Source organism: Salinimicrobium flavum, assembly GCF_042684505.1.
Lineage (GTDB): Bacteria > Bacteroidota > Bacteroidia > Flavobacteriales > Flavobacteriaceae > Salinimicrobium > Salinimicrobium flavum.
Genome location: NZ_JBHULT010000010.1, coordinates 157,840 through 181,521, shown reverse-complemented (window position 1 = coordinate 181,521; position 23,682 = coordinate 157,840). Strand labels below are relative to the sequence as shown.

Annotated in this window: 25 protein-coding genes; all 25 read right to left on the bottom strand. The window is 35.0% G+C overall.

Annotation, left to right across the window (positions count from 1 at the left end; all coding sequences use genetic code 11):
* Positions 1-22 precede the first annotated feature (22 nt).
* Complete coding sequence (locus ACFSTG_RS11605) at positions 23-1,117, bottom strand: glycosyltransferase (RefSeq protein ID WP_380752858.1); 1,095 nt, start codon at positions 1,115-1,117, stop codon at positions 23-25.
* Positions 1,104-2,255: a glycosyltransferase family 4 protein gene (locus ACFSTG_RS11600; protein ID WP_380752855.1), complete on the bottom strand. Its 1,152-nt coding sequence runs from the start codon at positions 2,253-2,255 to the stop codon at positions 1,104-1,106. Before ACFSTG_RS11600 ends, ACFSTG_RS11605 begins: the two co-directional genes overlap by 14 nt.
* Before the next feature lie 2 nt (positions 2,256-2,257).
* Positions 2,258-2,992 carry a glycosyltransferase family 29 protein gene (locus ACFSTG_RS11595; protein WP_380752853.1) on the bottom strand — a complete coding sequence of 245 codons (735 nt, stop codon included), beginning with the start codon at positions 2,990-2,992 and terminating at the stop codon, positions 2,258-2,260.
* Positions 2,985-3,614: an HAD family hydrolase gene (locus tag ACFSTG_RS11590; RefSeq protein ID WP_380752851.1), complete on the bottom strand. Its 630-nt coding sequence runs from the start codon at positions 3,612-3,614 to the stop codon at positions 2,985-2,987. The genes ACFSTG_RS11595 and ACFSTG_RS11590 overlap by 8 nt, the downstream gene beginning before the upstream one ends.
* Entirely contained in the window at positions 3,598-4,281 is a 684-nt protein-coding gene (locus ACFSTG_RS11585; RefSeq protein ID WP_380752848.1) for an acylneuraminate cytidylyltransferase family protein, read from the bottom strand. The genes ACFSTG_RS11590 and ACFSTG_RS11585 overlap by 17 nt, the downstream gene beginning before the upstream one ends.
* 4 nt (positions 4,282-4,285) lie before the next feature.
* Positions 4,286-5,836, bottom strand: a complete 1,551-nt coding sequence (locus ACFSTG_RS11580; protein WP_380752846.1) for an aldolase catalytic domain-containing protein — start codon at positions 5,834-5,836, stop codon at positions 4,286-4,288.
* A 56-nt stretch (positions 5,837-5,892) separates the two neighbouring features.
* Positions 5,893-6,786: a glycosyltransferase family 2 protein gene (locus ACFSTG_RS11575; RefSeq protein ID WP_380752843.1), complete on the bottom strand. Its 894-nt coding sequence runs from the start codon at positions 6,784-6,786 to the stop codon at positions 5,893-5,895.
* The gene (locus tag ACFSTG_RS11570) at positions 6,783-7,604 is read right to left on the bottom strand and encodes a glycosyltransferase family 2 protein (RefSeq protein WP_380752840.1); all 822 of its coding nucleotides are present in this window, start codon (positions 7,602-7,604) and stop codon (positions 6,783-6,785) included. Before ACFSTG_RS11570 ends, ACFSTG_RS11575 begins: the two co-directional genes overlap by 4 nt.
* Positions 7,605-7,655: 51 nt before the next feature.
* Positions 7,656-8,801 carry a hypothetical protein gene (locus ACFSTG_RS11565; protein WP_380752837.1) on the bottom strand — a complete coding sequence of 382 codons (1,146 nt, stop codon included), beginning with the start codon at positions 8,799-8,801 and terminating at the stop codon, positions 7,656-7,658.
* Positions 8,802-8,828: 27 nt separating this feature from the next.
* Positions 8,829-9,290, bottom strand: coding sequence for a GNAT family N-acetyltransferase (locus tag ACFSTG_RS11560; protein ID WP_380752834.1), 462 nt, complete (start codon positions 9,288-9,290; stop codon positions 8,829-8,831).
* Positions 9,291-9,358: 68 nt separating this feature from the next.
* Entirely contained in the window at positions 9,359-9,838 is a 480-nt protein-coding gene (locus ACFSTG_RS11555) for a DapH/DapD/GlmU-related protein (protein ID WP_380752832.1), read from the bottom strand.
* The gene (locus ACFSTG_RS11550) at positions 9,835-10,509 is read right to left on the bottom strand and encodes a hypothetical protein (RefSeq protein ID WP_380752829.1); all 675 of its coding nucleotides are present in this window, start codon (positions 10,507-10,509) and stop codon (positions 9,835-9,837) included. The genes ACFSTG_RS11555 and ACFSTG_RS11550 overlap by 4 nt, the downstream gene beginning before the upstream one ends.
* A gap of 21 nt (positions 10,510-10,530) precedes the next feature.
* Positions 10,531-11,238, bottom strand: a complete 708-nt coding sequence (locus ACFSTG_RS11545; protein WP_380752826.1) for a WbqC family protein — start codon at positions 11,236-11,238, stop codon at positions 10,531-10,533.
* On the bottom strand, positions 11,235-12,311 hold the full coding sequence (locus ACFSTG_RS11540; RefSeq protein WP_380752825.1) for a DegT/DnrJ/EryC1/StrS family aminotransferase: 1,077 nt from the start codon (positions 12,309-12,311) through the stop codon (positions 11,235-11,237). Before ACFSTG_RS11540 ends, ACFSTG_RS11545 begins: the two co-directional genes overlap by 4 nt.
* Entirely contained in the window at positions 12,308-13,747 is a 1,440-nt protein-coding gene (locus ACFSTG_RS11535) for a lipopolysaccharide biosynthesis protein (protein WP_380752822.1), read from the bottom strand. Before ACFSTG_RS11535 ends, ACFSTG_RS11540 begins: the two co-directional genes overlap by 4 nt.
* Entirely contained in the window at positions 13,748-14,614 is an 867-nt protein-coding gene (gene rfbA / locus ACFSTG_RS11530; protein ID WP_380752819.1) for a glucose-1-phosphate thymidylyltransferase RfbA, read from the bottom strand.
* A gap of 327 nt (positions 14,615-14,941) precedes the next feature.
* Complete coding sequence (locus ACFSTG_RS11525; RefSeq protein ID WP_380752817.1) at positions 14,942-15,697, bottom strand: hypothetical protein; 756 nt, start codon at positions 15,695-15,697, stop codon at positions 14,942-14,944.
* A gap of 176 nt (positions 15,698-15,873) precedes the next feature.
* Positions 15,874-17,325, bottom strand: a complete 1,452-nt coding sequence (locus tag ACFSTG_RS11520; RefSeq protein WP_380752814.1) for an MBOAT family O-acyltransferase — start codon at positions 17,323-17,325, stop codon at positions 15,874-15,876.
* Positions 17,326-17,430: 105 nt separating this feature from the next.
* Positions 17,431-18,687, bottom strand: coding sequence for a sulfate adenylyltransferase subunit 1 (locus ACFSTG_RS11515; protein WP_380752811.1), 1,257 nt, complete (start codon positions 18,685-18,687; stop codon positions 17,431-17,433).
* Between the two features lie 32 nt (positions 18,688-18,719).
* Complete coding sequence (locus ACFSTG_RS11510) at positions 18,720-19,112, bottom strand: GxxExxY protein (protein ID WP_380752808.1); 393 nt, start codon at positions 19,110-19,112, stop codon at positions 18,720-18,722.
* 45 nt (positions 19,113-19,157) lie between these two features.
* Complete coding sequence (cysD, locus tag ACFSTG_RS11505) at positions 19,158-20,063, bottom strand: sulfate adenylyltransferase subunit CysD (protein WP_380752806.1); 906 nt, start codon at positions 20,061-20,063, stop codon at positions 19,158-19,160.
* On the bottom strand, positions 20,060-20,656 hold the full coding sequence (cysC, locus tag ACFSTG_RS11500) for an adenylyl-sulfate kinase (RefSeq protein WP_380752803.1): 597 nt from the start codon (positions 20,654-20,656) through the stop codon (positions 20,060-20,062). The genes cysD and cysC overlap by 4 nt, the downstream gene beginning before the upstream one ends.
* Positions 20,657-20,875: 219 nt before the next feature.
* Positions 20,876-21,358 carry a DUF2061 domain-containing protein gene (locus ACFSTG_RS11495; RefSeq protein ID WP_380752800.1) on the bottom strand — a complete coding sequence of 161 codons (483 nt, stop codon included), beginning with the start codon at positions 21,356-21,358 and terminating at the stop codon, positions 20,876-20,878.
* Positions 21,348-22,151: a 3'(2'),5'-bisphosphate nucleotidase CysQ gene (cysQ, locus tag ACFSTG_RS11490; RefSeq protein WP_380752798.1), complete on the bottom strand. Its 804-nt coding sequence runs from the start codon at positions 22,149-22,151 to the stop codon at positions 21,348-21,350. The genes ACFSTG_RS11495 and cysQ overlap by 11 nt, the downstream gene beginning before the upstream one ends.
* 127 nt (positions 22,152-22,278) lie before the next feature.
* Positions 22,279-23,673, bottom strand: coding sequence for a UDP-glucose 6-dehydrogenase (locus tag ACFSTG_RS11485; RefSeq protein ID WP_380752796.1), 1,395 nt, complete (start codon positions 23,671-23,673; stop codon positions 22,279-22,281).
* Positions 23,674-23,682: the final 9 nt, after the last annotated feature.

Below are 23,682 nucleotides of genomic sequence, written 5' to 3'. Positions count from 1 at the left end.
GAAAGAAATGTGGGTTCCAAACTTATCTTGCTACAACCTTTTCATAAACAGCTTCAAATCTTTCTGCAATTTTGGAGTTCAGGAATTTATGATGAATTAATCTTTTGGCAGCATTAATTCTGGATTCGTTTTCCGAATGGGAATTTAAAACTTCGTGAATTGCACGAACAAAGCCGTCTTCGTCGCCTTTTTCAATTAACCAACCGGTTTCTTCAGGTTTCACTACTTCAGAAATTCCTCCAACATCATAGGCAACCACCGGGGTTTTACAATACATGGCCTCCAGAATTACACCGGGTAAACCTTCTATAAAACTTGGCAACAAGAAAGCTCGTGAACTTTTTAATATTTCAAGAACATCTAATCTATGACCTAAAAAATGAACATCATCTCCAAACTTAATTTGATTTACCATGTTTTTTATAGGAATTTCTAATTTACCTTTTCCCAAAAGTACAAGCTGAATTTCAGGATACTCTTCTTTTACCCTGGCAAATATTTTCAAAAGACCTTCATGATTTTTTTCAGGTACAAATCCTCCAATATGAACCAGTACGGGGCCTCGTTGAAAAATGTCACTTAGATCATTGGAAAGCTTGTCAATAGCAGTCTCTTCCACCCCTATTTCTACAGTATTTATTAAGTTTTCGGAATATTTAAACGTTTTTATAAAGTCTTTTTCACATTCTTTACTTACCGAGATAACATGATCTACCCTATTTATATAAAATTTATTTAATTGCCATTTCATTTGGGAGTCTATGAAGTCACCCATTTTATTTGCATTTCGAAAAATTATTTTAGAATCCCACTTAAATAAAAGTTTAGAACTTACGGCAAACTTTAAAGTATCAGCCGCATTGGCCTGTATAATATCGGGCTTGAAATCCTCAATAATTTTATTGAACAATTTCCATCCACCATAATCAAACAATCTTTTAGATACTGACCGGTTTAAGTGTATTATTTCTCCCTTAAACGGCAATTTGGAATCACCCGGAAAAATACTTACTACAATTACATCATGTCCTCTATCCACAAGATGATTGGATAACTGGCAGGCAAAAATTTCGGCACCTCTTAATTGTGGTTTTTGTATAAGATTAATTATTTTCATACAATTTATTTTGCATTACCTTAATAATCTTTGCTGCATTGTTCTCCCATTTAAAATTTGTAATTACCTTTTGTTGAGCCAGTTTTCCCATTTCCAATCTTTTCCCTTTGTTCTCAAAGAGGTACAACATCTTATTGGTTAAATCATTTAATCCCGGAGAAACAAATAATATTTCATCTTCCGTAAAGATCTCTCTTACTGCAGGGGTGTCAGGACCTATAACCGTTTTTCCCATTGCCATATATTCAAACAACTTTAACGGACTCATATAAGGCTTAGCTGAATGATGTATAGCCACATCAATTTTTTGAAGGTATTTTGGTATTTCACTATGCGCAACCCAACCAGGAAATTTCACTTTCCCCTTAAGGTCTTTTATAAGCACATAGTTTTTAATTTCTTCAAGTTGTGGTCCATCTCCCACTATTAATAATTCTACTTTGCTGGGATATTGATCATCTACTTCTTTAAAAGAATCTATCAGGGATTTTAATTTTTTATGATAATCTATTGTTCCTATATAACCAAAGACCACAGTGTTCCCCGCTTTCCCTAAATTTCCATCTTTCTTTATAAAATTTTCATCTACCCCGTTATGAACTACAAAATCTCTGTTTTTATTTACGACTTTCATAATAGACTGCCGTAAAAAACCTGATACAAAGAAATTCGCATCAGCTTTGGCAAGCATTTTTCTCTCAAGACCTCTGAAATAAGATTTAAAAGCTATATTAGAGAAATTTTCCTCAAAAGGAGAAGCATTAACTTCAGTGGTAATAAATAGTTTTGGAAATTCCTTTTTAAGTTTAGAAATGATAAGGAAATTAGAATCCAGTCGTATATGTAAGACATTAATTCCACCTTTACTATTCCGTATTTTTTCGATAATTTCCTTATAGCTTCTATTATTTCTTCTGTAAAAAAACAGAATCTGGAGGAAGGTGTTTCTTTTTAAGATTCCTCTAAGCCCCCCATTACTAGCATGCTTTGATTGATTCTTAATGGGGACCGGAAAGGCTTCAATCCTATCTACTTCAATACGCTTAGAGGATTCTTTATAAAAAGCCTCGGAGTGTAATCGACCCCCGTGAGTTGCAATAAAAGCATTAGAATAATATAAAATCTTTAGCTTTCCCATATTTAATCATTTGCCAGAATAGCGTCCAATTTATTATCAAGCTTTACTGTTTCACATCTGCTTTCCTTTAAAAACTTTTTGAACAATATAAATTCCAGTCCGGCATCGTGAATCCCTTGTTTTTTAAAGTGCTTTTTATTCTCTTCCAAATCCACTAAATGATCCCGATAGCCTTGTGCATAAGGTGTTTTAAAAAACGTGAATCCTGTGATAAACAATTCGTTACATTCCGAGATTAATGCCGCATATAGTGCGGTAAACCCAACCGTTGGTCGCAAATTATCCGGAAATTCTTTTTTCAAAGCCCGATACACGTTATCTGACAGGTGGTAAACAGGAATAGTGTGCTTGTACTTTCTATAAAAATTAAAAGTTCTTCTATAAGCCTGGAATGTGGATCTTGGATTAACAAGTGTATTAACCCCTCGCTCTATAATAATTTCAGGGTTTAATTTACCCCCCCCACTTTTCTCATTTTCAAAAAAAGAATGAAACCAAAGATCTGTTCTTGTACCAATATATTTTTCATTTTCGTGTTTCCAGGTTGAAATGGCTTTGTTAATCCTTATCACATAATCAAATCCATCGATATAAGATCCGTTTTCCATTTCATAAGCTGAATCGGCAGGCCCCACAATAGCTACACGCTTACCCGAAAAGCTAATTTTAGGGTGAAAAACCTTAATTCCCTGGAAAAAAAAGGGAATGCCTTTAAAGAAGTTGATAAGCTTATTCATGGCTGAATTTCTCTATATAATCTGCATCTAGATTTTTTAGGGAGGGATTGTTATAACCCTTAAAATTAATACCATTAGTAATGGCTGCTTCATAATCATTTATTGAATCGCCAATTAATATAGTTTCTTCCTGCTTATAAGAATAAGTATTTAAAAGATCTCTCACAAGTTCCTTTTTAGGTGTTGGGGATCCGTTAATACTGATAAAATATTTAGTTAAGCCCAGCTGTTCACAAATATAACGGAGTTCAGTCTGATCAGAACCTGAAACGATATGCATTTCAAAATCCTGATGCTTTTTTTTGATATAACTTAATGTGTCCTCTATAAATAAAGCCGGGTTAAGAAGTTCCTTTTTCATTACCTCAGAAAACCGGGAGGCCCATAATGCAACTCCATCTTCATTGATTTCTTCTCCCCTGATTTCTTCAAAGAAATACCGAAACTTCACGTAACGTGACAAGCCACCGTTCTTTAAATGAAAATCCATTAGTTGTTCTATCTGTTTTTTTGGGTATTCTTTTAAAACCAACTCAAAGCCCCTATTTCTAACAGGCATGGAATCCATGATTACCCCGTCAAAATCCCATAGGATATTTTTTTTATCAATAATATTTGTCATAAACTGCTTCGGCTATTTTAAAATCCTCTTCCCAATCTACATCAAGGGAAGTGATTTTTTCCATTTCAAATAAAAAGGGATGCTTCCCAACCCTGTCCTGTTGTTCTTTATAAACAACCTTTGGACTAATAAAAACCGCACTGTTTATTTCATATAAGGTTTCCAGATCCTGGGTTTTTGGCCACCTCTCTTTTCCTATTCTGTTTATAATATCATTCCGTTCTTTATTCCATAAAAAATTTTGAAAAGGAGTGACACTCATCAACGAGTCGAAACCCTCGTTTAAGGATTTTTTATAGGCAGCTAAACAATTAGAATATATGGCAGTACCTACTAAGGGTGAAGTAACGTGAGTCCAGAGAATATGTTCACACCTTGTTAAACCGGGGACATAGTTTATAAGATCGCTTAAACTGGTTGTACTTAAAGCTAAATATTCTGGCCTGGGAATTACTCTTAAAGTCGGGAAATCATTTAAGAATTCTTCAGCTACAGCAATCGAGGCCTCATCATTAGTAGATAAGATCACCTCTTCCACCTGCAAATCTCTTAATTGAGTTAACTTTAATTCTAATAAACCACCCTCAAATTTGGAAAATTTACGGGTATTCTTGTTTTTAACCCGTTCACTTCCTTTTCGGGTAGGCAAAAAAACCGCTATAGACATACAATCAAATTAATGCAAATACAGATTGAGTCTCCAAATTATCATATTGAGTAGGCGTTAAGGATATAGGAGTAAATTCTCTGTTATTTTTTAAGCTGTGAAAGATATATTCATTCTCATTAAATAATTCTAATTCCTGGGTTTTTATTGCTCCTGTATACCCATCATACCCTACAAAAAAGAATTTTTCTACACCAAGTTTAAGAGCCGTTTCTATTGCTAAGGAGGTTACCGATTCATGGAATTTATCAGTAAAATTTATTTCGTTTAATTGATAAGCGACCTCCTCCAGTTTTTTGGGAATATAAGTCCCCATAGTTCTTGGATATGGGGGTAAAACTACCAACTTGTTGTCTATATTCATATTGCTGTAGCTTTCTTCTAATCGATGCCCTTCATTTCCTGCTAAACAATGGATTTGCAGAGTCTCAATATTTTTATACTCTTGCGAATTCTTTGAACTGGAATGTATTAAGCAAATATCATCCTGGTTTTTTATAAATTCATTAATGGCCATGGAATGATTCTTTCCACTTGGTCCACCTCCAATTATTAAAGCAGTTTTAAATTTTTTCTCTCCATTAAGGTTCTTTAAATCCATATTATCTTCAATTCCCCTGGATTTATTGGAAAGTGCTCTTATGATGCTGTTTAAGGAATAATATCTTTTTGTCACCCAGGACATCACCTCCTTTTGTGGGAGAGAATTTGCTCCGGAAACCATATAGGGCAGATTTGTTCCCCAACCATATTCCTTCTGCATCTTTTCAAAGGGATCCACCACTTTGCTCAAGGAGTTAAAATCAAAGTCCAGTAAACCTTTTGCATTTAAGGCAGTCAACAATAGTTCAGTCTGTAAATTCCCGGCACCACGTCCCATTCCTGTCACTGTAGCATCAACTATATCGACCCCGCATTCTATAGCAGTTAAAGTATTAATTAAGGCTAATTGTAAATTATTGTGACCATGAAAACCTATTTTAGTATCGGTTTGATCCCTCACTATTTCATAAGTTTTTTTTACATCTTCGGGATATACCCCTCCAAATGAGTCTACCATATAAAAGTAATCTGCGATTCCTGTAACCTCTTTGATCTGACCCAGAAATTCCTTTTCATTTTCCCAATTGGACATATACATAACATTAAACCCTATCTCAAAGCCATGTTTTTTAACTTCCTCTGCCAGCACCAAAGCTCTTTTAAAATTTTTCGGATCGATGGCAATTCTTACCATATCTATATAACCGGAAGTTGGTCCTAATAAATCTTTTACATGTTCAGGCCTTACATCCTTCTCATTTAAAATAATCACCAATTTCTTAGAACTTATTTCTTTAGATTCTTCCAATAGGTATTGCGGACAGTAAAAATATTCTCCCAGATAAGAATTCATTGGATTGGAACGATAGCCAATTTCAAGATAGTCTACAGGTAAACTGTTAAAAGATTGGAAATAGGTTTTTACAATATCCTTATTAAAATCCCAGTTGGTATAATAACCGCCATCCCGAAGGGTGCAGTCCAATATTTTAAATTTATTTGATTTTTCCATTTTTAAATGGGGGGTTAGGAATATGTTAAATACAGGGTTCATTATAATTTGCAAATCTATAAATTGTTTCTCCCTTGATAACCATATTTTCCGTTAAGATGATGCCAAAATGCTTTTTTATATAGTCTTAAAACCTGAGTGCCATAATTCAACCCATATTTATATGATGCTAAAATTTTAAAGATATTTCGGACAGAATAATAAATATATCCAGTATATATATGACGGGATTTTAGGATATATAACATATTTCTTATACTATAATACTGTCTCCAAACCAACTCCTTATTCCCAAAGGTTTTACCTTGCCACTTATAGTCTGGATGGGTATCACCTCTTGCGATCCTTTCTTTCTTTATCCTTTCCCCATCAAAAACAATCCTATAACCTTGTTCTTTTACCTTTAAACAAAAGTCAAGTTCTTCAAAACCGAAGAACAGCTTTTGGGTTGGCAAAATCCCCTCCTTTACTACATCTGAATTGACGATCATCATTTGTCCACCTGCAACATAATCAGCGTCCATAATACCCTGTAATTCTTTGTTGTAAAAATTTCGGGTTCTGGCACGGTTTTTTAAGAATTGCCCCCCCAGGCCTCCTACAATCCCGACATTCTCCGTTCGACCGGCTATGGAAAGTAATTCCTTAAATACTCCGGAATGTTTTGGTGGATCGTCATCATCTCCCCAAAATATCCAATCGTAGCCTTTTTCTGCAAGTGCTTTAAGACCGTAATATGCTGCACCTGCGGGTCCGGAATTATAACCCATTTTGTGGTAGGTAACAAGGTCATTCCCCAGGCCCTCCCAGAATTTTTGAGTTTCGTTTGAAGAACTATTATCTACAATCAAGACCTCCTGAGGAGGATAGCTTTGGGAGAGAATTTTATCTATAGTGAGGGATAAGATTTCTGCCCGTTCATAGGTCATTATGAAAGCCGCAAACCTCAACCTAAAGAATTTTTTATTATAGATTTTAAATATTGAGAGGAAGAGTTACTTTCCAGTCGGGCAATTTTACGATTGATCAAAAATTTATCGATAGGCGAAATTTGCTGTTTTTCAAAAAACTTTTTTACGGCTTTCCAGAATTTAAGATTACTCTCCTTATTTGCTGTGCTTATTCTGTTATTCTCATGTCTTCGGGCAAAAGCTACGGGAGTATTTAAATTACCTGCATATAATTTCCCAAAATAAGCCATCCTTAACCATAACTCAGAATCCTGGTGTAATGGTAATTTTTCATTAAAATAGCCTGCCTTTTCGAAAAATGATCTTTTCACGGTTATTCCGTCAGTTGAAAAGTGACCATAAGTACCTCTTAAAAAAAAATGAAATAATTTTGGAGGTGCGATTGGTTTAGAAACACTATATAATTTATAATCCTCCGGGGTCTTATTAAAAATCCCTATAGCCTCATATACGCCATCTGCTTCAGGATTCTCAGAAAACACTTCCATCGTTTTTTTAAAGCGGTTTGCCGCAAAAAAATCATCTGCGTCTAAAAAAGATATGTAATCTCCTTTTGCTTCTCTCACTCCTAAATTTCGACTGGCACTCGCTCCCCTATTCTCACCGTTTGGATGCCTCAAAAGCTTTATCTTACTATACTCACTTACCAGACTTTCACATATTTCCAACGCATTGTCGGGTGAATTATCCTCGATCAATATTATTTCTGAAACCTCCCTTTGAACAATAGCTGATTCAACTGCGATTCTAACATACCGCTCTGCGTTATAAACAGGAATTATTACAGATACTTCCATTCTAAAACTTTTTAAGAATAAATTTTAAATTTTTAAATGACATCCAATTTATTATTCAATAAGTTCAGAATAAGATTGAACCAAATTTTTATCGGAAAAAAAATCTAGTAGCCTCTCTCGATTTATAAATTGAGTACTCTGGTCTAATATTTCGAGATCCCCTTCATTAGATAATTCTTTTTCGAAACTAAAAACCTTAATACCAAGATTCCTGTAAAATTCAAATAAATTGCTACTTTCTCTCAAATAGACTTTACACCCTGTGGATAAAAGAAAATTAATATTCCCGCCTCCTTCTTGGCGTCTATGACCAAAAAATGCAACTTTCACTTTCGACAAAAACCAGTAATAATCTTCCTTTGGACAAAATTCTAATAATGGAGTATAAACATCTTGGAAATTCTTTAGACAAAAGGAATGAGTAATATTTATATTTTCCTGATCACCGTAGCTTAAAGGAACGTATAATCTATGCTTTCCCTTATGAATTCTTAAATCTCTAAGTTTTTTTAATACTCTTAAGTGATTTCCAGATTTTGAACCCGAATGGTTTACTAAAAGAAATTCTTTTTCAGAAAAAAAGTATTTTTCGTCAAATAGCTCCTGTCCAATAATTCCATATCTAAAAAACTTAAAGCGAGCATCTGTGTCAAAATTTGATTGAAGCAATTTAAAATCCAACTCATTCCAAAAACAAAAAAAATCTAAGGAGCTGATTGTTTTTTGAATTGCCTTATTCCCAGAATATCTTGAAAAAAAATTATAGATTTTACGCTTTTCTTTTTTTAAGGTTTGTTTTAAAGATGCACCTAGATCATTGTCATACAACTCATATAACCCTTTATTATATAAAATGGTATACAAATCTGATCCGTAAAAAATCCAATACAGTTTAAATTCAAATTCCTTTGTTAAGCTATTGACTAAGTTTGCTTTTTTAGGATCTAAATAATGTATGAAAATGTTAATATTTACCTTTTTTCCCGATAACTTGGAAAATATAAATTTTTGAATGTATCTACTATTAGACTTATCTCTTAAGTCAATTACTGAATATCTTTCCTTTTTACTTAATTCAGAATCAAAAGATTTTTTTCCATGAATAAAAAAATAATTGCTATTCGGATAAAATGTTTCAAACTTTTGGAATGCAACATCTATAAACTTTTCATTATCACAGAGATGTATATTAAGCATATTCGTTGATTGAAAAATATAAAAGTTCTATTTATATAAAGTTTTAGTCATGAGAAAAGAATATTTCTGGGTAATTATCTCTGCAACGTTAAAGCCCAATTTTAAATATAAGTCCTGCGCCTTTGTATTAGTTTTATCAACTTCCAAGGATAATTTTTTAAATTCTTCTTTTTTTAAAAAATTAATCAAGTATTCCAGTAAAAATGTTGCTATTCCCCTTCTCCGATATTCTTTTACAATATGAAAACTGGATAAAAATGCAATTTTATCATTTTCATTTATATAAAAAGCTACAACCCCTAAAATAGCATTAGATGAGTTATCTCTTATTAAAATAAAATTTGCATTATTAACCAATTTAAGGGCATAATCAGATAAAATTACCCTAGAACTTAATTTTGGGGAAAAATCTTTATCGTTGTTTATAAAGTAATAATATAAATCATCAACCTTTGGCTTATTATGATCAATAAAATAGGTGAGTTTCATAAAATATAGTTAATGTTTAGGCACCCCTTCATTTTGCTCTAGCTTCATCATCTACTAGAATAGTGATGTTAATTATTTTTCTTAAAAAATTTCGCAGGACTACCTATCCAAATTTCATTGTCAGGAATACTTTTGTTAATAAAAGACATTGCTCCCGTAATACAATTTTCCCCAACTACGATACCATGTTGAAAAACTGTATTTGTTCCTATAAAACAGTTAGAACCAATTTTCGCTCCCCCAATTTGATGCTTTCCGGTATCAAGATTATTGGTCATGACTCTTGGGCATACGTAGGTGTTATCTCCAATTTCACATCCTCTGGCTATAATAGAGTCATATCTCAAAGTAACGTTGTTGCCAATTGTACAATAACCTGATGTAGAAACTCTGGAATCTATATAACAATTTTTGCCGATTTTAGTATTCTTCCTAAGTTCTACATAATTTTTTATTACTGTACCGTCACCAATTTCAACACCATCCTCAATTACTACATAATTTCCAATTTCGACGTTACTTCCGATTTTAGCTTTATTTGAGATCATTTAATTGGTTTTAAAGATTTTGCTGGACTACCTATATAAATTTGATTAGATTCAGTAATATTATGAACTACAGAGGCTCCTAATCCAATCAAATTATTTTTCTCAATTTCAACGTTCGTAGATATTCCTGCATTTTGACCTAAAAAATTAAATTTTCTAATTTTTACAGAACTTCCAATACAAGCGTGTGTACCTGTAAATACGTTATTTTCAATTAAAGAATCATGACCTACAGTGGTATTTGAACTAAAGGTACAATGATTTCCTATAACAGTATTCGAATGTATTGCACAATGAGCTGCAATACAAGTTCCATTACCTATTTTTGCGCTTCGTGCCACATAAGATGTCGGATGGATAAACGTAAACCATTTTTCTAAAGGAATATTATATGATTCTATTAAATTAGCCCTTTCTTCCATTAAATCCTGTCTATGCATTTGAAAAATATAATATACATCATCAAATTTCTTATGAGTTTCATATGCCTCATAAGTTTTACATAGAATAGGAAAACCGTTTATTGAATCTCCAAAAGATTCATCATCAAACGCGAACCCTAAAAATTCAATATCAGCAGCATACCTCGAACTAGCATCGTAAATCAGTTCGGCAAAATTGATAGCTGTTCCCTTACCCCCTAATATTATAACTTTTTTATTCTTGTTCAAAATTCTTAAAAATAAATAAAATTAGACCAATTCAAATTCCTTTATTATTTCTCGAGCTGATTCCTTATTATTAAACATTAATATATCAATTATTGAAAGACCAGAAAAGAATTCTTCCCTACCCTGATCATATTTTTTGAATTTTGGTTTTAAAAACTTTAGCTGAATAAAATTTTCGGAGAAATAATTTTTATCGTATAGATGTTTACCCCCTTCCATGTTTATATACTCATCAGTGTTTAATTTTTTTGCCATCTCAATTAATCTATCTGACCGATTTATTTCCTTGAAATTTGAAAATTTTTCAGAGGAGATATAAAAATTTCTATCAATATTAAGATATTCGCAAATTGACAAAATACTTTTCATTGCCAAATCTGATATCTTGTCATTTTCGTGATCTAAAACATTATAGACTAATGGTATAACATCTTCATAATAGGGAGCTTTTGAATATGATTGCTCTAAAGTCCTTTTAATTTTTTTTTTCCATTTAGTGTATAGTTGAGGATGGAGGTCTATTTCATTTATTAATTTAAATGAACTTGGTTTTTCTAATGGAATTGTAAATAAATTCTCCTTACCATTTACTAATAACTTATTGCGATTTATCCATCCTCCCTTAATAAAATCAACATCATCATAAAAAACAAATTTATCTGAAGCATAAATCAATTGAAAATAACCAATATATGGGAATATGTAAGGCTGCATTACTGCTAATCTCATTCCTTAAAATTATTAATTAAATTAGTAATTCTTTCGATAGCTGAATCTTGTAACTTATAATAAAGAGGTAAGCATAAAATAGTATTAGCGATTTGCTCGCTATTTTTCATCACCGACTTTTCCACATATTCTAGTTTATTCAATGAAGGATAAAAATATCGGCGTGGAAAAATGTTTTCTTCATTCAAAAGTTTTTGAGCTTTTAAAAGTTCTTCTTCATTTTTAAAGATCACCGGGTAATAACTATAGTTCCAAGTTGTCTCTTCCCTAATTTTTAATTTTTGAAAATGTGAGAAATCGAGATTTTCATTATAATAATCTACTACTCTTTTACGATCATCAAAAATTTTATTCATTTTTGGTAAAACAGTTAAGCCCATTGCCGCTTGTAGTTCACTCATTTTCGCATTGATCCCTACTCCATAAAAGGATTCAGGGCCATTATGTCCAAAATTATGACTATAAAATAATTTATGGTTAAGTTCATTATCTTTAGAAAACATGGCACCGCCTTCTCCCGTATGAAATATTTTGGTAGCATGGAAACTACAGGTACTAACATCACCGTATTCAAACAAACTCTTGCCTTTATAGCGTACACCAAAACAATGCGCGGCATCATAAATGACCTTTAAATTGTGTCTTTTGGCAATTTTTTTTATAGCTTCTACCTCACAAGGGTTTCCAAAAACGTGAGTAGCTAGAATTGCCGTTGTTTTATCGGTTATGGCAGCTTCAATCTTAGTTTCATCTATAGTTAAATATTCCGGATGGATATCTACAAAAACAGGTGTGCAATGTTCCCAAACTATGGCAGAGGTGGTAGCTACATAACTAAAAGGGGTAGTAATAACCTCCCCTTTTTTTGCCAGAACATTTAAGGCGATTTGAATGGGCAAAGTTCCATTAGTAGTTAGTGTTATATTAGTTACCTCTAACTGCTTCTTAAGTTTTTGTTCTAATTCTTTTACCAGTTCACCTCTATTGGTTAGCCATTGGTTATTCCATACGCGCTGCAATCGTTGCTGGTATTCTTCTAAGGGAGGAAAAAAGGTTTTAGTAACTGGTATCATTTTTTTAAGATAATTTTTTTAAAGAATATTACAACGTCTTTTTTAAAAATAAAGCTAAAAGTCATATAGGTTACCAAGCCCAAAATACTGCCCAGCAAGATCCTTATTATATCGAGCCAACCTACTTGTTCCATAAAACCATCTGCAATATAAATTACAGCTCCCGAAACTAAACCTATAAAAATAATTGGAAAAATATCTTTAGTTTGTTCCCAGGAACTGTAATTAATAAATTTATCGGTATTATAAGAATTAATATAAAATGCCACTATAGAAAGAATAGCCTGGGTATATAACAAAGCCATAATGCCAAACTGAATGGCTATAACAATCCCTATTACAATAAGAACTTTTTTAATTATTTCTAATTTTAAAAAAAGATCACTTCTGCCTTTTACTTTTAATACATTTAAATTATAGGAATTAAGCGGGTACAAAATACCACTCACACAAAGTATTTGAAAATAAGGCACTGCAGGTAACCATTTTTCAGTTAGTAGAAATCGAAAGGTAGGTTCTGCCAGTACAGCGGCAAATATTAAAACCGGGGCGATTATAAAAACCACCATTTGCATAATTTGTTGATAAACTCTTTTTAGTCTGATATTATCATCTTGTATTTGTGCAAACAAAGGATAAGTAACCTTATTTAAAGCGTTTGAAATATTACTAACCGGCAAATTTTTTAAAGACTGGGATTTGACATAAAAACCCACCTGGCTGGTTGCAAAATATTTACCGATTATTATTATATAAATATTACTAAAAATAGTATCTAATAGTCCAGAAAGGGTTAATTTATATCCAAAATTAAAATGATCTTTAAATTTGGGAATGCTGAATTGAAAACTGGGAGCCCATTTGGAGTAAATCCATAATTGTACAGTACGCATTAAAGAAGCCGAAACCCTACTCCAAACCAGACTCCATACTCCAAAGCCTGAATAAGCCATACTCACCCCTACTATACCGCTAACCACGGTAGACGGAACAGAAATAAGGGTCTGAGTTTTAAAGTTCATTACCTTAGTTAAGCGTGTACTTTGTATAGCCCCAAAAGCAGAAACAACAAAAGTTAAGCATAGCACACGAACTATTTTAGTTAAGCTGGGTTCCTCATAAAATTTCGCGATTAATGGAGCACTAAAAAAGATTAATAAATATATTACAGAACTAGCAACAAGATTGAAAAAAAATACGGTTGACAGATCCTCCTGATCGGCATCTTTATCCCTGATTAATGATTGGGTTAAACCTGCATCCATAAGGGAACGCCCAATAGCAACGAATACCGCAACCATCCCGACCAGACCAAATTGCTCCGGTAATAATAACCTGGCAAGAATAATAGATACAACAAAAGCAATTATTTGATTGCTAAACTGCTGAGCGAAAGTCCAAACCAGCCCGGCCGTAGCTTGTTTCCTTAAGGACATTTAAAGTGATTTTGCAATGTCTCGAAGATACTCCCCGTATTTAGATTTTCCATATTTATCGGAAAGGACATCCAGTTCTGATTTTTCTATAAACCTTCTTTGGTACGCTACCTCTTCAACACACCCGATTAAGGTGCTTTGCCTGGTTTGTAAAACCCTAATGAATTCAGTGGCATCGTCTAAAGATTCTACCGTGCCGGTATCAAACCAGCTCATCCCACGCGTCATTACTCCTACTTCCAATGTTCCTTCATCCAGGTACATTTGGTTAATAGTTGAGATCTCCTTTTCACCTCTGGCCGAAGGCTTTACGTTTTTGGCATATTCAACAACCCGGTTGTCATAAAAATAGAGCCCGGGAACTGCATATTTAGATTTAGGAATCTCAGGTTTTTCTTCAATACTAATAGCCTTATTATTTTCATCAAATTCTACCACTCCATAACGCTGGGGATCTTTAACAGGATAAGCAAAAATTGAGGCACCATTAATATTTACTTTACTTCTTAGAAGGCTTCCAAGGCCATTTCCATAGAATATATTATCACCAAGCGCGAGTGCAACTTTATCCTTTCCAATAAACTTTTCACCAATAATAAAAGCTTCGGCTAGACCATTAGGTTCCTCCTGCACAGCATACTCAAAATTACAGCCAATTTGGGAACCATCTCCCAATAGTTTTCTAAATGAGTCCTGATCATGAGGTGTGGTAATAAATAGAATTTCCTTAATCCCGGCAAGCATTAAAACCGATAAAGGATAATAGATCATTGGTTTATCATATACCGGCAGTAATTGTTTACTAACTGCAATGGTTATAGGAAATAATCTGGTTCCGCTTCCTCCTGCCAATATAATTCCTTTCATCTAATTTGCTTTTTTAAAATTTAAAAATGTTGATTTTGATAAAATCCTTACCATTCATATATGCGGGCATTATCTTATCTCATTAGGTTCTTTATCATTAACTGTTATTGATTATGAGGGAACAAAAAGAGGTTATTCCTAATTTTAACCCTCCCCTTTATCAAGCGAGATAAAGATCCTTCCATGAAAATAGAATATGCATTAGAATTTTATCATTTAATAGCCGTTCATGAAAAGCTATGATCTACCATTTTAAAACCGGGCAAAGATAAATTTTAAAAAATTCATCCTTATTGTAGAAAGCTTAAAACTATATTAAAAAACCCTTTATTTTGCCAACTCATCAATGGGTAATTCATCAATCTTTTTTCTTAAAACGGGAGCTAAATGGGTGTTTATTTTTTTAGCTCCTTTTATATTTATGTGATGATAATCGCTAAACTCTTTTTCTGCATCAAACTCAAGAATTTTGTTATAATCTAACAACTCTCCCCTGGAGTTCAGGTAATTAATGTAGTCCTGCGAATTATTGTACTGAAAAGGAAAGGGAGAAATTACTAATACATAATTAATATTATTTCTTTTCAAAAAAGCTATATTTCTCTCAAAGGCCTCGATCTGTTGCTGTCGAGGTATCCACTTTATATCGATTGAATCCTTATAATATTTATTTTCACCCTCTTTGGAAACATACCCTTTGTAATAATCTTTAATCTCGACCTTTCTTTTGGGTTTGGGCCGTAACCCAATAAGCTCTCTTGAATATTTAATGAGATAAGTATTAAAAAATATGATACTATTATCATACTCGAATATCTCCTTTAAACCTAATTGAAAGGGTTCCCCTGAATTAAGGAAATCTGTCATCGATTCCCTACCCTCCAAAGCAAACATCTCCGGGAAAACTTCGTAGACTACTAATTTAGGGGAAAATATTTTTAAATATTCTCTTAAAACCATTTCAGTTTGAATGTGGGTTTGTTGATTCGTACCCCAATTATAACTTTTAAGACCATAATTCTCAAAAATTCCTGGATCAAAACTATTATAAGCATGTGAAGAACCTATGAACAAAACATCCAATTCAGTAAGAGTTTTACTCTCCTCAATTTTCCTATCTAATAAACTAAAACTTGTGTGATAAAAGATATTAGGCCGATATATAGGAGGTAAAATTTGATATAGTATATTAAGACCTAACACATAAAAAAATGACAATAGAATTGAAAAAATCAAAATTTTTTTTAAAAACAACTTCATCAAAACTGAAAGTAAATAAAATTATTTGTGCCGGTATACATATAAATGCCAATAACTAAGATAATAAGGGAATATATAAACTTTCTGATCCAACCCTTTTCAATATTTTTCAATATCTCCAGTGCAAAATTATACTTTCTACCAATCCATTCTATTATTAGAAATATTATTATTAAAATAATTAATGGTCTCGCATATCCAATTCCTCTATAATATGGAATTTCAAAAAGGGTGTAATCCCACATTCCAAGAATGTAATCAAATGCGATGTCTATATTCTCTGCTCTAAAAAAAATAATTCCAATTAAAGCGAGGAAAAATGTTAACATTATATTTAATACTTCCTTTATGGAGGGAAATTTTGAAAATTCTGCCACTGTACCGGTATGAGACTTTATTTTTTTCGAAAGTACAAAAGGTAAAAAATATAAGGCGTTTAATAACCCCCAAACAATAAAAGTCCAGTTAGCGCCATGCCAAAAGCCGGTTAATAAAAATAAAATAATAACATTTCTGGCTCTGGATAATTTTCCGCCACCTCTTTTAACTAAAGGAATATAAACATAATCCCTCAACCAGGTGGTAAGGGAGATGTGCCATCTTCTCCAGAATTCCGGAATATCTCTCGAAAATAATGGGAAATTAAAGTTCTGTAAGAGTTTGAACCCAAACAGCCTACTTGTTCCTATAGCAATGTCGGAGTATCCGGAAAAATCCCCATAGATTTGAAATATAAAGAATACACCTCCTAAAAATAAGGTACTCCCGGAAAGATCAGAATGGTTTTCAAATATATAATTTACATAAACAGCACAATTATCTGCGATTACCAGCTTTTTAAAAAACCCCCATAATATTTGTCTCATTCCGTCTACAGCGGATTCATAATCGAATTTCCTTTCATTTAAGAATTGTGGAAGAAAATTCTTGGCTCTTTCAATGGGTCCGGCAACCAACTGGGGGAAAAAGCTAACATATGCGGCAAAAGCAATAAAATCTTTTGAGGGTTCTATTTTTTTCTTATAAACATCTATACTATAACTCAGAGTCTGAAAGGTGTAGAAACTTATTCCCACCGGAAGTATAATATTTAAAGAGGATAAATTAAAAGATGTTCCGAAAAGTGTAAACGCTGAATTGAAATTTTCAATAAAAAAATTAGAATATTTAAAATATCCCAAAATTCCGAGATTGGTTATTATACTGAGATATAGGAAATATTTCCGAATCTTATCTTCAGCATATGAGCCCATTTTTAAACCGGCATAATAATCTGTGAGGGTGCTGACAAATATTAAAATTAAAAATTCTACATCCCACCATCCATAAAAGATATAACTGGCAACTACTAGAAATAAATTTTGCCATTTTATACTCCGATTAAAAACAAACCAGTAAATAAAGAAAACAATGGGTAAAAAAACCGCAAAGTCTATTGAATTAAATAACATTCGAAGTTTTGATTAGCTCGGACCAAATATAATAGCTTATTAATAATTTTAAATGTTTTTAATAAAACAGATCATTTGAATTATAAAATATCTCGTGTATTGTTTCTACATCACCATCCCAGCTGCTAGCGTTTCGTTAGTTGATTCATCGATTAAAATAATACTCCCGGTATTACGGTTCTCCCTGTAGGAGTCGAGCATTAACGGCCTGGTACACCTTATTTTTACTCTGGCAATATCATTCATGTTCAATTCCTTATCCTCAGTGATCCTGTCATAAGTATTGATGTCTATTTTGTAGATCACTTCTTTGATTATAGCCCGCTGTTCATTGGACGAATGCATGATAGTATATTTTGACCTTGGTCTGGCTGCAGCATCATTCAGCCAGCAAAGCATAACATCAAACTCCTGAGTGGGTTCGGGTTGATTGTTTTTTCTGACGATCATGTCTCCCCTGCTCACATCAATATCATCTTCAAGAGTAAGAGCAACCGACATGGGTGCGTAAGCTTCTTCAACTTCTGTTTCACCTGAATTGATGGATCTTATTTTTGAAGTAAAACCAGAGGGTAATACTGCCACTTCATCTCCTACTCTGTAGATTCCGCTGGCTACTCTACCTGCATATCCCCTGTAATCACGATGATCTTCATTCTGAGGTCTCAGCACCGTCTGAACCGGGAACCGTGCATCGATTTTATTAATATCACTACTTATATGAAGAGTTTCCAGGATGTTGAGTAAAGTTCCTCCCTGGTACCAATCCATATTCTCAGATCTATTAACTACGTTATCTCCATCTAAAGCGCTGATCGGGATGAAGCGTACATCCTTCATGAGAAGTTTCGAAGAAAATTCCTCGAATTGTCCAACAATTTCGTTAAACCTTTCTTCAGAATAATTTACAAGATCCATTTTATTGATACATACAATAAGATGTGGGATATTCAGCAGAGAGGCAATAAAAGAATGTCTCTTTGTCTGTTCGATCACTCCGTGCCGGCCATCTATTAATATAACAGCTGCATTTGCCGTAGACGCCCCGGTAACCATGTTTCTGGTGTACTGGATATGTCCGGGTGTGTCTGCTATTATAAATTTTCTCTTGGGGGTAGTAAAATACCTGTAGGCTACATCTATAGTGATCCCCTGCTCCCTTTCATCTCTTAAACCATCAGTAAATAAAGCGAGATCCACGCCCTTATGGCCCTTTTTCGCACTCGTAGCACTCACAGCTTCAAGTTGATCTTCAAAAATGGATTTGGAGTCATATAAGAGGCGACCGATAAGGGTTGATTTGCCGTCGTCGACTGAGCCGGCGGTGGTGAAGCGGAGTAGTTGGTTGTTGTCTATATGCATTGTGTCACTAATTATCGCGAATTTATAACGAATTATCGCGAATGGGTTGTATTAATAATTCTTTTATAGGTTAAGGAGGTAGTACCGAAATTCACAAGAACACCAAGCTCTTTTCGGGTAGCTGCTAAATAGTTATTTAACTGTGAAAGGAAAGCGACAGGGACATGTTTAACTGATTTTATTTCCAGAACAATTTTGTTATAACAAACAAAATCTGCTATATAATATTTCTTTAACCTTTTTTCCGCATAAAAGATATTCAGCTTTACCTGTCGTTCAAAAGGAATTCCGGCACTTATAAATTCTTGTTCCAGAGCTTCTTCATAAACCGACTCAAGGAAACCTGGTCCAAGTCCACGGTGCACCTTCATACATGCACCTATGATTTTATAACTCTCCTCCTTAAACAAGATTTTCTCCTCCATACTGGAAAATTCGTGCTAATTTGCTTTAATTCGTGATAATTCGCCTTAAAAATAGCCTTGTTTCTTTCGATCCTCCATAGCCGTTTCAGAACGCTTATCATCACTCCGATCCCCTCTTTCTGTCTTACGCATAGCCGAGACTTCCTGTACAATTTTCTCCAGGGTATCGGCTTCAGATTCTATTCCACCGGTGATGGTGATGTCTCCGAGGGTTCGGAAGCGGATTTTTTTCTTTTGAGTTTTTTCTCCGTCTTCCAATCTTAAGAATTCTGAAACCGGGATCCAGGAATTACTTCTCCATACCACTTCCCTCTCATGTGCGATATAAAGGGATGGTATCCTTATATTTTCCCGACTGATATAATTCCAGACATCCATCTCGGTCCAGTTACTTATTGGAAATGCACGAAAATGTTCCCCTTCAAAATGTTTTCCGTTGAGCAAATTCCAGAGTTCCGGGCGCTGGTTCTTTGGATCCCATTCCCCAAAATCATTACGATGAGAAAAGAACCTTTCCTTTGCGCGTGCCTTCTCTTCATCTCTCCTACCTCCTCCTATGGCACAGTCAATCCTGTGTTCTTCAATAGTATCCAAAAGTGTAGTTATCTGTAAGGCATTCCGGGTGGCGTTCTTTCCTTTTTCTTCAGCCACCCTGCCGTTATTAATGGATTCCTGTACAGAGCCTACTAACAATTTTACCCCAAGTTCATTAACCAGATCATCCCTGAACTGAATGGTTTCCGGAAAATTATGTCCGGTATCCACATGCAATAAGGCAAAAGGAATTTTGGCCGGATAAAAAGCTTTTTTAGCCAGATGAGTTACAAGAATAGAATCTTTTCCGCCGGAGAATAGGATTACCGGGTTTTCAAATTGCGCCCAAACTTCCCGTAGGATATAAATGGCCTCAGACTCCAGCTCATCCAGGTAATTCAAATAATACTTGCTCATAATAACTTAAATTTTTTCTGTAAGAACATGTAAAGCCTCTCCACAGCCTCCTCTACAGATTCTTCTTCGGTCTTGATTTCAAAATCGGGAGCTTCAGGAGCCTCATATGGCGAACTTATGCCTGTGAAATTTTTAATTTCTCCTGATCTGGCCTTTTGGTAAAATCCTTTCACATCTCTTTCTTCACAGATCTCAAGAGGGGTATTCACATAGATTTCGAGAAAATTGTCCTTCCCGATTATTTCCTTTGCCTGCACCCGGTCTTCTTTTAAAGGGGAAATAAATGCCGTGATAGTTATCATTCCTGCATCCATGAATAATTTGGCAACTTCGGCAATTCTACGGTTGTTCTCTAAACGATCTTCCCTTGTAAATTTCAGACCTTTATTTAATCCACTACGGATATTGTCACCGTCCAGAGCATAGGTTTTTACTCTTTCTTTAAAAAGACGTTGTTCCAATTTGCTGGCGATAGTCGATTTTCCCGACCCTGACAACCCGGTGAACCAAATCACAAAGGAACCATGCTTGTTCTGCCTGTTACGATCCTCCCGGGAAATGTGATATTTATGTTTGATGATGTTGGTAGGCATTGTTATGTTAATGCGTTAATTGGTTAATTGGGGATTGGTTAATTAGGAATTGAGTTTAAATTATTGGTATTTTCATTATCTCATGTCTTATTTTGGAATTTGGAATTTGGTGCTTTGATTTACCTCGGGTCACTACACATTTTTCTCCCCGTCTCCAAATCCCCTCGTCGCCATATCCCTTGGTCTCCTGTTCCCCAAGTCTCCCCGACTCACAGTCTCCTAGTCTCCCTGTCCCCACGCTTCCTTGCCTTTCGATACTTTCTCTACTTCTTTGTGCTTACTCCTGCGACCTGGTAGTCCAAAGTCGATCCTGTACCAGGTCCTTTCATGTAAGTAATACAGGATCATTTTTGTGACCACTTCAGCAAGTCCGATCTTGACGCCCGTCAGTGGATTACCGGTGATGACCCATGCAAGAAGTATTGTATCCATGGTGCCTACAATTCGCCAGGAAATGGTTTTGGCAATATGACGTTTTCTACTGGTCCATTTTCCTGAGGGTACAGAAAATTCTCCTTTAAACCATAATCTTTCATGAATATAATAAAGGACCATCTTGGTTATAACCTCTGCAAATCCTATTTTTAGTCCTGTTAATGGGTCTCCGGATATCAGCCAGGCTAAAAGGATGGTATCCAGAGTTCCAATTACTCTCCATGTAATTGTTTTGGCAATATGTCTTTTGTGAGAACTATTCTTCATAAGAAACGTAAAAGTGCCCGTTTTTTAAATTTTCCCGGTTATAGGTTATACTTTCTCCCGTTTCTTTGAATTTACAGGAAAGACCGACAGCTTCACAAATGGCATGTCCTGCCGCTGTATCCCATTCCATTGTTGGAGCAAACCTGGGATAGATATGAGCTGTGCCTTCAGCAAGTAAGCAGAATTTTAAAGAACTCCCTTTTGAAACCACTTCAATTTCCTTTCCGTAGGTCTTCTTCAAATCTTCAATATAACGTAAAGTTTCCTCATTCATGTGGGAGCGGCTACCTATAACTTTAATACAATTCTCCTTTTGTGAAGGCTGAATTTCTTCAGCATATGACAAGATTTCCGTCAGATCTGTCTCTTCGGAAGATATACGATGCCTATATGCTTTACCCTCCGTTACGATGGCAAAATATAACAGTTTTAGTGCCGGAGCATAGACCACCCCTAATTGAGGTTGCCCGTTGGAGATGAGCGCTATGTTTACGGTAAATTCACCATTCCTTTTGATGAACTCTTTTGTTCCATCCAGAGGATCCACGATCCAGCATTCTCCCCACTCCTTTCTTTCTTCATATGCCAACTGAATATTTTCTTCGCTGATCACCGGTATGCCTGAAGGATCCAGAAAAGTATTTATGATCATATTTGCTCTTCTGTCTGCAATGGTCAAAGGAGAGTCATCACTCTTCGTTTCAACCTGAAAATCTTCTTCAAGATAAATTTTCATGATCTCCTTTCCGGCTGCAACACAAGCCTCTATAGCTGTTCCCAGGTGTTCTTTCATAGGGGGCTAAATATATTGAAAGTTTCGGAAAAATTTGGTGAGATCAAAACAAAAAAAAGACCATATGGTCTTTTTTTTAAGTTTCTGGGTAACCAGTGAAATCCACAATAATCCGTGTAATCCTCCTTTAATTCCCTATCGCATAAAACTCAAACCCGATCTTTTTCTTCGTCTCTGGCTCCAGAAGCCTTCTGCCATCAAACAGGAAAGCTGGTTTTAGCATTTGGTCATAAATTTTCTGCCAGTCAAGGGTGGTGAACTCATCCCATTCAGTTAGTATGGCGACGGCATGAGCACCGTCACACGCTTCCAGGGGATCATTCACTACAGTGACAGCCTGCCTGTTAGCGTCACCACTCCTGCTACCAAGATAATCGAGGTCTGAATAGATCTGTTCTTCGGTTACTTTTGGGTCATAAACAACGATCTCAGCTTGTTCATTCAACAGGTAATCGGCAACATAAATGGCGGCTGATTCCCTGGTGTCGTTGGTGTCTTTCTTAAATGCCCAGCCTAGAAGTGCTATCTTTTTACCCGATACTGTATTGTACATTGCTTTCACCATGTTGGCCGCAAAACGCTTTTTCTGATGATCATTCATCAGGATCACCTGCTCCCAGTAATCGGCTACTTCATTTAATCCAAAACTTTTGGCTATATAAACAAGATTCAGAATATCTTTCTGAAAACAGGAACCTCCAAAACCAACAGAAGCTTTTAAGAATTTCGGACCAATCCGGGAATCCATCCCTACAGCTTTAGCCACTTCATTGACATCGGCGCCGGTTTTTTCGCATAATTCACTCATCGCATTAATACTGGAAACCCTTTGCGCCAAAAAGGCATTTGCAGTTAATTTGGATAATTCTGAGGACCATACATTAGTAGTTAACAAGCGTTCCCTGGGAACCCATTGTGCGTAAACATCTGTCAGGGCTTCGACAGCTTCCTTTCCTTCAGGACTATCAATATCGCCACCAATCAAAACTCTGTCAGGGTTCATCAGATCGTCTACAGCAGTTCCTTCGGCTAAAAATTCCGGATTTGAGAGTATTTGATAATTCACTCCATTTCCTGTATTATCCAGAATATTCTTTAACGCTTCTGCCGTACGTACCGGAAGGGTAGATTTCTCAACTACAATTTTGTCGTCCTTCGCGACCCGTGCAATTTGGCGGGCACAGAGCTCGATAAATTTAAGGTCTGCTGCCATGCCTTTTCCTATTCCGTAGGTTTTGGTAGGGGTATTGACCGAAATAAAGATCATGTCGGCATCGTCAATGGCTTTATCTACATCTGTGGAAAAGAACAGGTTCCGTCCCCTGGCTTCCTTTACGATGTCAGACAACCCGGGTTCATAGATGGGGATCTTCTCCACGTTTGGATCATTCCATTGATTGATCCTGGATTCATTAATATCTACAACCGTAACTTTTATATTCGGACATTTTTGGGCTATTACCGCCATGGTAGGACCTCCTACGTAACCGGCGCCGATGCAGCAGATGTTTTTTATTGTCATTTTTTTCGT